The organism is Paraburkholderia sp. BL6669N2 (assembly GCF_003387275.1).
In the GTDB taxonomy this organism is placed as follows: domain Bacteria; phylum Pseudomonadota; class Gammaproteobacteria; order Burkholderiales; family Burkholderiaceae; genus Paraburkholderia.
On sequence record NZ_QUNA01000001.1, the window covers coordinates 3,729,705 to 3,742,315 of the forward strand.

A 12,611-nucleotide genomic window follows, 5' to 3' on the forward strand; every position below is an offset into this window, starting at 1 on the left:
ACAGTCGCAAATGGGCGCGAAGACCCGCGCGTTTTAATGAAGTTTTGAGATGGATCTGCCGCGCAACGGGCGGAGTCGGGTAAGCCCTGGTGCGGTCCGAACCTGATTACGGCAACGTCCGCAGCGTTGCAGCGCTCGCGACGGGCGCGTCGTCGAGCGGCACGATCTCATTGAAATGCGCGTAGTCGATATGGCTCACGCCGTCTTTCTCGGTCATGATGTCGACGAAACGGTGCTGCCAGTAGATCTCGTCGCACGACCACGTGTGGCGCGCCTGCATGGTTTGCGAGGTCGACTCGTCGATGCCTTCGAGTGTGAGCAGCAGCAACGTGCCGCGTTTATTGAGCGTTTCCGCGGTCTCGCCGAATAGCGGACTGCTTTCATCGACAATGTGCATCACCGTCCAGCCCAGTTTGAATACCGGGTGTTGATCGCGAACCAGCGTCAGGTCATAGAGCTTGCGCAACGTATAACCTTCGACCGTGGTTTCCGTGCGCAGAATGCGCAGCCGCGCGCGCGCCTCGGCGATCACGTTCTGACGCGCGTTGGCCGAGCGCACCATGAGCGTCATGCGTCCGTCGAGCGGTCGGATCACCGCGTAACGGGCAAAGATGATCTTGGCGTGTGGGCGCGAGAAGCGGGCGAAGATGAGCCCCGTTGCCAACGCGATGCCGGACATGCCGACAAAAATTTCCAGCGTGGCGATCCAGTGCGCGTAGACGGTTTGCGGATGCATGTCGCCATAACCGACCGTGGCGAGCGTCTCGACGCTGAAGAAAAACGCGCCGCCAAAACCGGCGGGAAACTGATTGGCGATGGGCGCGTTGCCCAGCATGTAGAGCGCGGCGAACGTGGTGTTGAGCAGCAGGAACAAGACCCCGAGCGATACGAAAAAAATCGGCCAGCGAACCACGAGCGCGCGGTGATAGAGATCCTGCCAGAGCGGCGTCGGCATGCCGTGATCGATGACCACGCGATCGTCCAGACGGAATTCGCGGCTGCCTGTTGGGCGGCGCGTCGATGCACGAGCTTCAGCGTCGCCGAAGCCGGAAGGACGGTCTGACGGTTCGGTCGCCATCGCAAACTCGTGGAGATGAAAACGGCCAAAGCGTAGCACGCCGCCTTGTCCGCGAAAGGTGATTTTCGGCGTGGCGCGCGAGGCGCGACGGTGCGTCGCTGCCGTGAGTTCGCCGTGCCTGCACGGTACTTCCGCCCGGCGTATCGACCGGCTTCAACGCGCTCGCACCGCGCTTTGAAGCAAGCACGCAGCAGTCACGCAGTCACGCACGCGAACCGCGGCGTGCGCACGCTGCGAACTTACGGAAAGGCTCGCGGCTTGGGAATGCCTGCGCCGTGTTCGATATCGTCGACGGCTTGCTGATGAGCGGCCGCGACCGCTTCGGTCTCGTCGCCGTAGCCGTTGTCGCCGCCTACCGTCGTCCACGGTTTGACGGCTTTCTCGCGATGGCGGATTTCGTATTCCGCGTCCCAGCGGGCACCATTGAGTTCGAGCGGGCGGACGTGAATCGAATACACGCCGTAGAGGAAGAGCTGTTCAGCCATGACCGCCTCCGGCCGTTTGGTTCAGGGTGGCGCCGAGCGATGACAAACCAGAACGCGAAAGACGCGGCGCCGGTTGCTGCCTAAAGTTCGATTTCTCCGAGGATGCGGTGAGCAAGCGCTTTGGCTTCCTCAAGGGCTTCCTCCGGCGTCGACGAAGTGGCTTCGACTTCGTACAGCGTGGTTTCCTGATCGGCGGTTGCGTCGCCTTCGTCGCGCGAGAGGGTGACCACGCCCTGCCAGGTGTCTTTTTCTACTTCTCTTGTGGAGGCAGTGGCCGTGTAAATGCCTTTGGTGTAGGTGATGTCGTCCATGGCGTCTCTCCGTCTTCCAAAGGTTTCGGTTTTTTCATCCTAGCACGATGATGGAGCTTCCGTTCTCCGCCCCGGCGGCGCTCCATGCCGGTGAGAATGCGCGCCGCACAAGGCAACAGAATTACAGCAGCGCGACCACCTCATCGAGCGACGGCGCGTGGGCGCCGGCATGGCGGCAAGCGGCCGCGCCGGCGGCCAGCGCGAACGCCAGATGCTCCGGCCACGCCCGCTGCGGCGCGGTCATCAGGCTGAACAGCAAGCCGCCGATCGACGCATCGCCCGCGCCGACCGTATCCACCACCTCGACGCGCGGCGGCCGTGCCTCGGTCACCATCGCGCCGTCTATCAGCACGGCGGTCTCCGGTCCGCGCGTCACCAGCACGGTGGCGGTCGGATTCATGGCGCGCAACTGCGCGAGTGCGCCCGCTTCGTCGTCGGTCTTGAACAGCAGGCGCAAGTCCTCGTCCGACACCTTGATCAGATCGGCGAGCGCGGCCATTTTCCGCAACGTGGGCTCGTAGCCGTGCTCCATCAGATTGCGGTAGTTGGGATCGAAACTGATCTTCACGCCCTGCGAACGCAACTCGGCCGCCAGCGTCGCGAGCGTGTTGCCGATCGGTTGCCGCACGAGGCTGATGCAGCCGAAGTGCGCCCATTTCACCTGACCCATCCAGCCCGCCGGCAGTTGTGCCGGATCGAACGCCAGATCGGCGCTGTTTTCGCCCATGAAGAAGTACGCGGGCGGATGCGTCTGATGGACGATCGCCAGCAAGGGCGGCCGCTCCACGCGCTGCATGAAGCGCATGTCGAGCCCGGCCGCGACGCTTGCGTTCCACAACTCATCGGAGAAGTTGTCGACGCCTAACGATCCCGCGCACGCGGTCGGCAGGCCGAGCCGTGCCACGCAGCGCGCCACGTTCCAGCCGGCGCCGCCCGGACGCGAGAGCCATTGCGACGTGCCGGTGCGCACGAGATCGGTGAGGATGTCGCCGGCTGAGACGAAGAAGGGGAATTCGTGGTTCGCGCTGGGATTGCTCATTTTGTTTGCTCCGCGGATTCGGGCGCAGCGGCCGCCCCGTCGGGCAGCGCGTGGGCCAGTACTTCGTAGCAGGCGCCCATGGTGTGATAGTCGGTCTTGCCGGCCGGACTCTTTTCGTCGCTGTACTTGCGGTTGTCGCACGTGAGGATGCGGTACCACGCGCCATACTTGTGATCGACGAAATGCGCCCAGCTATAGCGCCAGATCTCGTCGTACCAGTCCCAGAAGCGTTCGTTGCCGGTGCGCTTGCCGAGCAGCGCGGCCGTCGCGAAGGTCTCTGCCTGGACCCAGAAATACTTGTCGTGGTCGCACACGGTGCCGTCGGGGCCGAAGCCGTAGTAGAGGCCGCCGTGGTCTTCGTCCCACGCGTGCGTCATGGCGGCGTCGAATAGCTCGATGGCGCGCGGCAGCAACCACGGCAGCGGACGGAAGCGCTCGAGAATCAGCAGCAGCTTCGCCCATTCCGTCTGGTGCCCCGGCTGAAAGCCCCATGGGCGGAAGATGTTCGAGCTGTCTTCCTCGTTGTAGTGCCAGTCGACCGACCAGTCCGCGTGAAAGTGCTCCCACACCAGGCCTTGCGACAGCTTCGCCTGGCGCAGCGTGATATTCGACGCCACGCGCTCCGCGCGATCCAGATAGACAAGATGCCGGGTCGCTTCGTGCGCGGCGAGCAGCGCCTCGGTGGTGTGCATGTTCGCGTTCTGACCACGGTACGAACTGACCCGCCAGTCGGGCGACGCTTCGTCGGCGTAGAGGCCCGCGGCGGCGTCCCAGAAGCGGTGTTCCATCAGTTCGAAGGTGGCGCCGATCATCGGCCTGGCTTCTTGGATGCCGGCCATCGCCGCATGCGAATAGGCGAGCAGCACGAACGCAAGGCCGTAGCAGTGGCGCGTCGCGTCGAGCGTGCGCTTCTTGCCGTCGTGCCATTCGAGTTCCCAGTCGTAGCCTTCGTGCTGCGCGTCCCAATGCGCTTCGCGCAAAAAACGCAAACCGTGGCGCGCGTACTCGAGATGCTGCGGGTCGCCGAACTGGCGATACGCCATCGCGTAGTTGAAGACGTAGCGGCAACTGCTCACCAGATGCCGCGTGGTTTTGTCGTAGACCGAACCGTCGTCGCGGAAGAAATGGAAAAAGCCGCCGCTCGGGTCGAACACGTTCGGCGCGTAGAAACGCAGCGTGTCCTGCACATGCGAGAGCAGAAAGTCGCGCGAGCGGAAGCTCTCGACGGGCGGCGCCGCAGCGGCGCCGTTAGCGGGGTGAAGCGGATCGGATTGCGTCATGGCATTTTCACCAAAGTACTGGCACGGGCAATGAGATGGACGGGCAAACGGACTTCCAGTTCGGCGGGTGCGTCTTCGAGCAGCAGTTCGACGCCGCGCCGGCCGAGCGCTTCCTTGTCGACCGAGAGGGTCGACAGCGGCGGCGTGGCGTGGGTGGCGGCGGGAATGTCGTCGAAACCGATGATGGCAATGTCCTCGGGCACGCGCAGTCCGCGCGCGAGGCACGCGCGCAGCGCGGCGAGCGCGGCGGCGTCGTTGTAGGCAAACACGGCGTCGGGGCGCGGACCCGGCGCGTCGAGCAGCTGATGCATGGCGCGCGCGGCGCCGCTGTCGGGGTCGAGGCCGGCGTCGATTGTGACTTCCAGAGACGGGTCGAACAGCAAACCCGCTTCGAAGAACGCGCGCCGGTAACCGAGCGCGCGCTGCGCGATGCTGAAGTGCGCGAGCGAGCCGCCGATGAACGCGACACGCTTGCGCCGCTGCTCGAACAGATGCCGCATGGCGAGCATGGCGCCCGCGGCGTTGTCGAGATTCACCGAGCGCATGCCGGGCGCCCACAGGTCGATCAGCACGAGCGGGCGCTGCATGGCCACCAGCGTGGTCAGCGTTTCCGGCTCGACGAAACCGGCGATCGCCACCGCGTCCGGCGCGTGCAGGCGCATCTGCTGGATCACGTCTTCGGTGGGGCCGGCGGTCAGCACGGACGGCACGATACCGCGCTCGCGGCAGGCGTCTTCCACGCCGTGCAGCACGTGCGAGAAGAACGGACTGACGGCGAAATTATTGTGCTGACGATGCAGCAAAAAGGTGAGACGGCGGATGCGCGGGCGCAGTTGAGCAGCGTCATAGCCGAGCTTGCGCGCCGCTTCGACGACGCGCTCGCGGGTGGCCTCGGAAAGACCTGGCTGATTCTTCAATGCGCGTGAGACGGTGCCGATCGACACGCTGGCCGCGCGGGCGACGTCGCGGATGGTTGTGGCCATCGAATCAGGCGGACGCGCAAGGGCGGCCGCACGGGGTTTGGGTTCGGGCGATTGTATAGTAAAACCGCTTTAGAACCGCCCGAAAAACACCCGCTCGACACCGGGAAATACCCGTAGGAAATGGAGTTGGCCCGGAATATGCTGTTTAGTAAAATTAGCTAAACAAAGCCCGATGTGGTCTCAATGCCGCTCGTTCACCCGAGCGAAACATGAGCGGCTTCGGCCTGTCCGCGCAACAAGGTCACGCTTTCGTCGGCATCGATCAGCACGAAACCGCTCGTCTCGTGTTTCGCGCGCCGCTTGGCCAGCGCCGCTACGGATGCAATTTCCTCGCTGCTGTAGAGCGACGGGCCGTCGGCGGGTTCGACCCGCACACAGCCGATCGCCATCGTCACGAAACCGAAGAAGGTCGGGTTGCCGCGTCGGTCTTCACCGTGAATGCCACCGGCGAGGCGATCGGTCGGTGCGTAGAAGCGTTGCGCGCCCTCGTTGAACACGTGAATCGCGCGCAGCACGCGCTCACGCCAGTCGTCGCTCTGGAACAGGATCAGAAAGTCGTCGCCGCCGACGTGGCCGAGAAAGTCGCGGGTGGGATCGCACGCATCGGCGAGTACGACGGCGGCGAATTTCAGGACTTCGTCACCTTGCCAGTAGCCGTATTGATCGTTGAACGGCTTGAAGTGGTTCAGGTCGACGTAGCACGCGTAGAAGCCGGCGTGGTTGCCGAGCAGGCGGGCAATGTGCGAACTGATCGGGATGTTGCCGGGCAGGAAGGTCAGCGGGTTCGCGTAGCGCGCGGCTTCAATGCGCACCTCCGTGACCGCGCGCACGAGCTTCTCGCCGGTGCCGAGGCCGACGTATTTGCCGTTGTCGGTGATGACGAAGCCATCGGCGAGGTAGCGCTGATCGTCGCTTGCAAGGAGCTTGGCCATCTGCTCGACGGTCATCGATTTCTCGATAATCATCGGCGACGCATTGGCGAACAGCAGGCAAGGGCGCTTGCCGAACAGCTCGCGGTGATACGGCAGCGCGTAGCGGTCCATGAAGCTGCGGCGGTTGATCAGCGCGACCGGTTCGTCGTGTTCGACCACCGCGACGGCGTGCAGGTCGGGCAGGCGGTTGAACAGTTCGAGCACGTCGTTGTTAGTCGCGTGGCGCGGCAACGCGGGCGCGTGCACCAGCATTTTTTCCGACGCCATGCCGCCCGAAGGTGAGGCGCTGCTCACCGTGCGCGTGGTCTCGGGGAACACAGCGATGTGACCCGCGCGCAGCGCGTCGCGGGCGTCGTCGGTCACGTGGCGGGCCGGCTGCGCGTGCGGGCGGCCGAAGAAAAAGCCCTGCCCGCAGCCGATTCCCATGTCGCGCACCACGATCAGATCCGCTTCGTTTTCAATGCCCTCCGCGACGAGCCGCGCGCCGCTCGCGCTGGCGAAGTGCTGCATCGCGCGCACGGCTTCGAACTTGAGCGGGTCGCAGGATATGTCGTGAATGAAGAAGCGGTCGATCTTCACGACGTCCGGCTGCAGCCGCACCCACAAATTCATGCTGGCGTTCGCGGTGCCGTAGTCGTCGAGCGCGAACTGCGCGCCGGTTGTGCGCAGCGTCGTGATCACCGGCAGGAAACTGCCCACATCCAGAATCGTGCTCTGCTCGGTCAGTTCGACCACGATCCGTTGCGGATCGACGCCGCGATGACGCAGCAGCGCGAGCGTATCATCGCGCGCCTCGGCCAGCTGACGTATCGCGCCCGCGCTGAAATTCAGAAACAGCTTTCCGTCGAAGTCGAGCTGCGCGAACGCTTCGATGCAGGTGCGCGCGGCGGCGCGTTCGAGCTCGATCGTGCAGCCCTCGGCGAGCGCTTGCGCAAACAGCGCGAACGGCGCTTCGAGCGGCGTGCCGGCCGGGCCGCGGATCAGACCTTCATAGCCGAGGATCGCGCCGTCTTCGAAATCGATGATCGGCTGGAACACGGCGGACAGCTCACGCCGGGCGATCAAGTCCTCGACGCGCGGCGCGGCGGGTCGGGAGGGCGAGCGAGGTTGCATGGCGGGTAGGCGTAGCGTTCGACCTTCGGCTTATCGGCCGGACCCGCCTGGAGTTAAGTGAAGTTTTAATGAACCGTTGCACCGGGTTGGTGCGGTTGATATTCGTGGAGTCATTCTGAAGAACGCTCCCGTCCGGCTTCGCATTGCCAGGAATCGGCCTATGCCATCCGGCCGAGGCGACAGCGACGCCGTTTGCGCGTGAAATAACAAAAAAGCCGCGCGAGGCGGCTTTCTTCAAATGACGCTCAGGGAGGGCGCTTATGAATGTCCTGTTTGCATTGCGCGCGTATTCACCGGCGGGCGACGGCGGCGGCGGTCCGCTCGCGCGAAGCGGCGTGGGTCTCGCCGCTCATGTCGCGGGCGCCCCAGCGCTGCGCGAGCGCGGCGCACACCATCAACTGGATCTGGTGGAACAGCATCAGCGGCAAAACGACGGCGCCCACCGCATGCGAGGCGAAGATCACCTTGGCCATCGGCACGCCGGCGGCGAGACTCTTCTTCGACCCGCAGAAGATAATGGTGATCTGGTCCGCACGGCTAAAGCCGAGCCGCTTGCTGACGAATATCGTCACGGCGAGAGCCAGTGCGAGCAGCACGACGCACAGCAGCAGCAGGCCGCCGAGGGCAGAGAGCGGAATCTGATGCCACAGACCTTCGTTGACGGCCTCGCTGAACGCGCCGTACACCACCAGCAGGATCGACCCCTGGTCGACAAATTTAAGCACGCCGCGATTGCGCTCGATCCATTTGCCGATCAGGGGGCGCAACAACTGCCCGGCCACAAACGGCACCAACAGCTGCAGCACGATGTTGCCTACCGTATGCCACGGCGAAGCGCCGCCGCCGGCCGCCTGATTGGTGACGACGAGGCTGACGAGCGCGGGTGTGATGAAAATACCGAGCAGGCTCGAGGCCGACGCGCTGCATACGGCAGCCGGCACGTTGCCTTTGGCAATGGACGTGAACGCGATCGACGACTGAACCGTAGACGGCAGCGTGCAGAGGAAGAGGACCCCCGCATAGAGCGCCGGCGTGACAAGTGGCGAAAGGAGCGGTTTAAGCGCGAGGCCGAGCAGCGGAAAGAGCGCGAACGTACTGAGCAGCACTACAAGATGCAGACGCCAATGCGTCGCGCCCGCAATAATCGCTTCGCGTGAGAGCTTGGCGCCGTGCAGGAAAAACAGCAGGCCGACTGCCACGTTGGTCACCCAGTTGAACCCGACGGCGGCCTGCCCGTGTACCGGCAGCAAGCTGGCAAGGATCACGGTGCCGACGAGGCACAGGGTGAAGTTGTCGGGAAGCAGTTTCGGGCGAGCCATGTCGGAATCTCGATTCGGTGACGCGGAATAGCGCGTAGGACATGCGCGTGAAGCCGCCGTCCCAGCCTATGAAAAACCGCTATTGTTGTTGATTTTCGATTAAATATGCAAATTCATTTGCCGAATTGATTAATGAGGGTTGCGCATCAAAAGGCGCGTTCCGGAAAATCTCGGACAGCGCCCTGATTCACGTTTTCAGTATTGGCGACATGATCTGTTTGGTCTATGCGCTTTTGGCAATCGAGGTGAAAATCCCACACGATTCGTCATATGCAAAAGCGCGTGAGCGGGCCGCGCCAAGTCATTGAACCCGAGCGGTTTCACGGTTTTCCCGCAGGGCCGTGGCGGAAAAAGGTCGCAGTAACAAGGTGTTACATCCGCGTCCGAGGCCTAACACTTTTTGGCTCGACACCCTTTGCCGGTGCCCATAAATTACGGTTCAAAGGCCGTCGGGTTGTACCCGCGCCGCGAACCTGTCGCAGCGCCCGTGCCAATCCCAAAACAAGTCCATCGCAGCTCGAACGATGGGTTTCAGGCAAGTCTTCGGGCATGAGAGTCACTGGGTGGACGGGTTGTCGAGAACGAGGCACTGGGTGTTGGGCGCGGTTATCACCGCGCTGTGCTCGTTCGCCTATGCGAAAGCGTCGGGCGTGCCGCACGGCGGCGGTGGCGGCGGCCATTCGCATGCCGAAGCGAATCACGCCGTGGGTGGCGAGATGCGCAATGGGGGACGCTACTACGGCGCTCCCACCGCAGCACCGGTGCGCGCTAGGGACGCCGACCGCAACGCACGTTTGCCGCGTGGCGGAGCGAACTTCGCGGGCGGAACTTACGCCGACGGCTTCGACGTCTACAAACCTGGCGTGCACCGGGTCGCCGGCCCGGCCGGATATGCCGGCGACAGCCGCGGCAGCATGCAGTACGCCGGCGCCATCACGCCAGTCAGTGCCGAGTCGCGGACGGTGCCGCGGCCGCCGGCCAATGCGCCGGTTCGCTCCGGTTCGATTCGCGCCGACATCGCTCGCTACAACGAAGAACGCGGTTCGCAACGCGCCATCCAGCGCCAGTCCGACGACCCGCGCCAATCGGAAGGCTCGCCTTACCGGAACTAGGCGTACGCGCTGCGTGCGCTGTGCATCGGGTTTGTTGCGTGAGCAACCAGTGTTTGCCGTTCCGGCTGCGCCTCGCACACATCTCTTTCTGTCTTCCTGACGCTTCGATATTGTCCGAATGCTCCCGTTGGGTAGCTGATTCCGCACGCCTTACGCATGCCTCATCGCGAACCGCGAGCGAGGCGTCTCTGCCTATTTCGTCCTCCCGAATTCATATCGCTTCATCGCACCGCACCGCTTCGCCTGCCTTTCAATTTGCCAGTTAGCAGCCTTCGGCGTTGCCTTCACTCCTGACGCGCGCCGTCGATGTGACGTTTCGACGCCACACTTTTTTGAAAATACTCGGCAGCACACCCTCTCCCATCGTCAAATTTGGTCGTTTCTGCGGCGGTGCGTCATCCGCGTGTCATCTGAGGCGTTATCAATCCGTCCGCTGCAAGGTGAGCAACGGTTTGCGCGGTGCGCCAAAACTTGCGGCGGCATCGCGGGCGCGCTATCGGCCAAGGCTTTATCAGGCCGATAAGCGACAAAACTAATCAGACCGATATACCGGCAATAACCAACGATATTTTTGTTCATAAAAATGGTCCGCAAAGATGGTCCCGCCCAGATTGGCTCGATGATCGAACGGACAACAACAATGATTCGCGCGAGCTCCCCCTTTCGCACAGCCACACCCTTTTTGACAAAGACAGGAGAACCCATGAAAACAAGCATCAGCAGTGCGCTGAAGACCACCCTCAAGGCAACCGCGTGTGCCGCTCTGCTGGCCAGTGCATCGTCTGCTTTTGCGCAATCGAGCGTGCAGCTTTACGGTCAGGTCGACGAATGGGTCGGCGCGCAGAAATTCCCGGGCGGCAAGACGGCGGTGCAGGTCGCGGGCGGCGGCATGTCGACTTCGTATTGGGGCTTGAAAGGGGCGGAGGATCTGGGCAACGGCTACAAGGCGATCTTCGCGTTGGAAGGTTTCTTCCTGGCGCAAAACGGCCAGTACGGCCGCTTCACCGGCGATACGATGTTCTCGCGTAACGCGTACGTCGGTATCGAGTCGCCCTACGGCACGGTCACGGCCGGCCGTCTGACGACGCCATTGTTCGTGTCGACGATTCTGTTCAACCCGTTCGTGGATTCGTACCAGTTCTCGCCGATGGTCTGGCACACGTACCTGGGCCTCGGCACGTTCCCGACCTACTCGACGGATCAGGGCGTGACCGGCGACTCGGGCTGGAGCAACGCGGTGTCGTACTCGTCGCCGAACTTCAGCGGTTTGAGCGCGACGGCCATGTACGCGCTCGGCAATACGACCGAGAACGGCGCGAAGAAATGGAGCGGCCAGGTTCTGTACTTCCACGGCCCGTTCGCGGCCACGGCGGTGTACCAGTACGTGAACTTCAACAACGTGCCGAGCGATCTCGGCAGTTTCGGCACGTCGGGCGTACCCGGCCTGAAAAGCCAGAGCGTCGCGCAAGTCGGCCTGTCGTATGACCTGAAGTTCGTGAAGTTCTTCGGCCAGTACATGTACACGTACAACGACCAGCAGGTCACGAGTTGGCACGTGAACACGGCGCAAGGCGGCGCGACGGTGCCGTTCGGCCCGGGCTCGGTGATGGCGTCGTACGCCTACTCGCGCGACGGCGGCGGCTTCGACCAGACCCGTCAGACGGCCGCGGTCGGCTACGACTATCCGCTGTCCAAGCGTACGGACGTCTACGCCGCCTACATGTACGACCACATTTCCAGCGTGTCGAGCGGCAACACCTACGGCGTCGGCTTGCGCGCGAAGTTCTAAGCGTCCCGGCGGCACTGCGCGACGCCTGCTTGCGGGCTTCGCGCGACGGACGCATCAGTTTGATTTCCAAACCCGTCTCCTTCGGAAGGCGGGTTTTTTTGTATCTGCGCGCCGCTATTCTTTCGCTTGGGAAGTCGTTTTGCCCACCAGTCTTTGATAAACCCGGCAAAATGATCCCGATTGATTCCCAAAGCGAGTGATTGAGATGGATACCCTCGTCAGCATGAAAGTGTTCCGCCACGTGGTCGAAGTCGGCAGTTTTGTGGGCGCGGCTGAACGCATGGAGATGTCGGCGGCCATGGCGAGCAAGCATGTGATGCACCTCGAACAGCAACTCGGCGCGCGGCTGCTCAACCGCACCACCCGGCGGGTCGCGCCGACCGAGGCGGGCCGCGAGTACTACGAGCGGCTGAGCCAGGTACTCACCGAACTCGAGGAGGCCGAGCAGGTGGTCGGCGCGGCGAGCGTCGTGCCGCAGGGGCGCTTGCGGGTGTCGTCGCTGTCGGCATTCGGTTTGAGCCACGTGATGGCCGCAGTGGCCGACTACGCCGCGCAGTATCCGCAGGTCACTGTCGATATGACCTTGTCGGACCGCGTGGTCGAATTGATCGACGAGGGTTTCGATGTCGCGATCCGCGCGTCGCCGAGCGGGCTGAAGTCTTCTTCATTGATCGCGCGGCAGATCGCGACCGCGCACCTCGTGCTGTGCGCGTCGCCGGCGTATTTGAAGCGCCACGGCACGCCGAAGACGGTCGCCGATCTGGCGCGCCACAACTATCTGCAATACGCGGGCGTGTCGGCGCTCGAAATCGCGCCCGCCACCGGCGACGCCTCGGCGCGTGTGCGTTTGACGGGCAATCTGATCGTCAATCATCTGGAAGCGCAGCGTGTGATCGTGCTGCAAGGCGCGGGCATCGCGATGCTCGGCACCGAAGTGATCGGCGACGATCTGGCCGCGGGGCGCCTTGTGCCGTTGCTGGTGGACGACGTGCCGCCGCGCGAGCTGCCCATTCACGTGGTCTACGCGAGCCGCCGGCATCTGTCGGCCAAGGTGCGCTCGTTTGTCGACTTTCTCGCCGAACGGTTCGCGAACGAATCGCTGTGGCCGTCGCTCGAACAGATCAAAGCTTTGGCGGTGCGCTAGGCGGCTTTGGCCACCGAGGCAGCGTG

Annotated in this window: 12 protein-coding genes; 3 read left to right on the plus strand and 9 right to left on the minus strand. The window is 63.5% G+C overall.

Features of this window, described 5'->3' with window-relative positions:
- Nucleotides 1–106 precede the first annotated feature (106 nt).
- The 8 genes from B0G80_RS16975 to B0G80_RS17010 form a co-directional block, all read right to left on the minus strand.
- Complete coding sequence (locus tag B0G80_RS16975) at nt 107–1,078, minus strand: ion channel (protein WP_116118726.1); 972 nt, start codon at nt 1,076–1,078, stop codon at nt 107–109.
- 239 nt (nt 1,079–1,317) lie between these two features.
- A complete protein-coding gene (locus tag B0G80_RS16980; RefSeq protein ID WP_106283867.1) occupies nt 1,318–1,563 on the minus strand; it encodes a hypothetical protein in 246 nt (81 codons plus the stop codon).
- A gap of 80 nt (nt 1,564–1,643) precedes the next feature.
- Entirely contained in the window at nt 1,644–1,874 is a 231-nt protein-coding gene (locus tag B0G80_RS16985; RefSeq protein WP_012431490.1) for a hypothetical protein, read from the minus strand.
- Nucleotides 1,875–1,995: 121 nt separating this feature from the next.
- Entirely contained in the window at nt 1,996–2,913 is a 918-nt protein-coding gene (locus B0G80_RS16990; protein ID WP_106283866.1) for a carbohydrate kinase, read from the minus strand.
- Entirely contained in the window at nt 2,910–4,193 is a 1,284-nt protein-coding gene (locus B0G80_RS16995; RefSeq protein ID WP_116118727.1) for an AGE family epimerase/isomerase, read from the minus strand. The genes B0G80_RS16990 and B0G80_RS16995 overlap by 4 nt, the downstream gene beginning before the upstream one ends.
- The gene (locus tag B0G80_RS17000; RefSeq protein WP_116118728.1) at nt 4,190–5,176 is read right to left on the minus strand and encodes a LacI family DNA-binding transcriptional regulator; all 987 of its coding nucleotides are present in this window, start codon (nt 5,174–5,176) and stop codon (nt 4,190–4,192) included. Before B0G80_RS17000 ends, B0G80_RS16995 begins: the two co-directional genes overlap by 4 nt.
- 194 nt (nt 5,177–5,370) lie before the next feature.
- Complete coding sequence (locus tag B0G80_RS17005) at nt 5,371–7,221, minus strand: phosphodiesterase (protein ID WP_116118729.1); 1,851 nt, start codon at nt 7,219–7,221, stop codon at nt 5,371–5,373.
- A gap of 290 nt (nt 7,222–7,511) precedes the next feature.
- A complete protein-coding gene (locus B0G80_RS17010) occupies nt 7,512–8,540 on the minus strand; it encodes a bile acid:sodium symporter family protein (RefSeq protein ID WP_106283862.1) in 1,029 nt (342 codons plus the stop codon).
- A gap of 593 nt (nt 8,541–9,133) precedes the next feature.
- Between B0G80_RS17010 and B0G80_RS17015 the strand changes: the two genes are divergently transcribed.
- On the plus strand, nt 9,134–9,652 hold the full coding sequence (locus tag B0G80_RS17015) for a hypothetical protein (RefSeq protein ID WP_258878897.1): 519 nt from the start codon (nt 9,134–9,136) through the stop codon (nt 9,650–9,652).
- Between the two features lie 366 nt (nt 9,653–10,018).
- Here the strand turns inward: B0G80_RS17015 and B0G80_RS45285 are convergent, their stop codons facing one another.
- A complete protein-coding gene (locus B0G80_RS45285) occupies nt 10,019–10,231 on the minus strand; it encodes a hypothetical protein (RefSeq protein ID WP_147309868.1) in 213 nt (70 codons plus the stop codon).
- A gap of 124 nt (nt 10,232–10,355) precedes the next feature.
- On the opposite strand from B0G80_RS45285, the gene B0G80_RS17020 reads away from it, so the two are divergent.
- A complete protein-coding gene (locus B0G80_RS17020) occupies nt 10,356–11,441 on the plus strand; it encodes a porin (RefSeq protein ID WP_116118731.1) in 1,086 nt (361 codons plus the stop codon).
- A gap of 205 nt (nt 11,442–11,646) precedes the next feature.
- Nucleotides 11,647–12,585 carry a LysR family transcriptional regulator gene (locus B0G80_RS17025; protein WP_116118732.1) on the plus strand — a complete coding sequence of 313 codons (939 nt, stop codon included), beginning with the start codon at nt 11,647–11,649 and terminating at the stop codon, nt 12,583–12,585.
- Nucleotides 12,586–12,611: the final 26 nt, after the last annotated feature.

Excerpts from the sequence above, each read along its gene's own strand:
- B0G80_RS16985 (WP_012431490.1), bottom strand. The coding sequence starts at position 1,874 with ATGGACGACATCACCTACACCAAAGGCATTTACACGGCCACTGCCTCC.
- B0G80_RS16980 (WP_106283867.1), bottom strand. The coding sequence starts at position 1,563 with ATGGCTGAACAGCTCTTCCTCTACGGCGTGTATTCGATTCACGTCCGC.
- B0G80_RS17020 (WP_116118731.1), top strand. The coding sequence starts at position 10,356 with ATGAAAACAAGCATCAGCAGTGCGCTGAAGACCACCCTCAAGGCAACC.
- B0G80_RS45285 (WP_147309868.1), bottom strand. The coding sequence starts at position 10,231 with ATGAACAAAAATATCGTTGGTTATTGCCGGTATATCGGTCTGATTAGT.
- B0G80_RS17010 (WP_106283862.1), bottom strand. The coding sequence starts at position 8,540 with ATGGCTCGCCCGAAACTGCTTCCCGACAACTTCACCCTGTGCCTCGTC.
- B0G80_RS16990 (WP_106283866.1), bottom strand. The coding sequence starts at position 2,913 with ATGAGCAATCCCAGCGCGAACCACGAATTCCCCTTCTTCGTCTCAGCC.
- B0G80_RS17000 (WP_116118728.1), bottom strand. The coding sequence starts at position 5,176 with ATGGCCACAACCATCCGCGACGTCGCCCGCGCGGCCAGCGTGTCGATC.
- B0G80_RS16975 (WP_116118726.1), bottom strand. The coding sequence starts at position 1,078 with ATGGCGACCGAACCGTCAGACCGTCCTTCCGGCTTCGGCGACGCTGAA.
- B0G80_RS17005 (WP_116118729.1), bottom strand. The coding sequence starts at position 7,221 with ATGCAACCTCGCTCGCCCTCCCGACCCGCCGCGCCGCGCGTCGAGGAC.
- B0G80_RS17025 (WP_116118732.1), top strand. The coding sequence starts at position 11,647 with ATGGATACCCTCGTCAGCATGAAAGTGTTCCGCCACGTGGTCGAAGTC.
- B0G80_RS16995 (WP_116118727.1), bottom strand. The coding sequence starts at position 4,193 with ATGACGCAATCCGATCCGCTTCACCCCGCTAACGGCGCCGCTGCGGCG.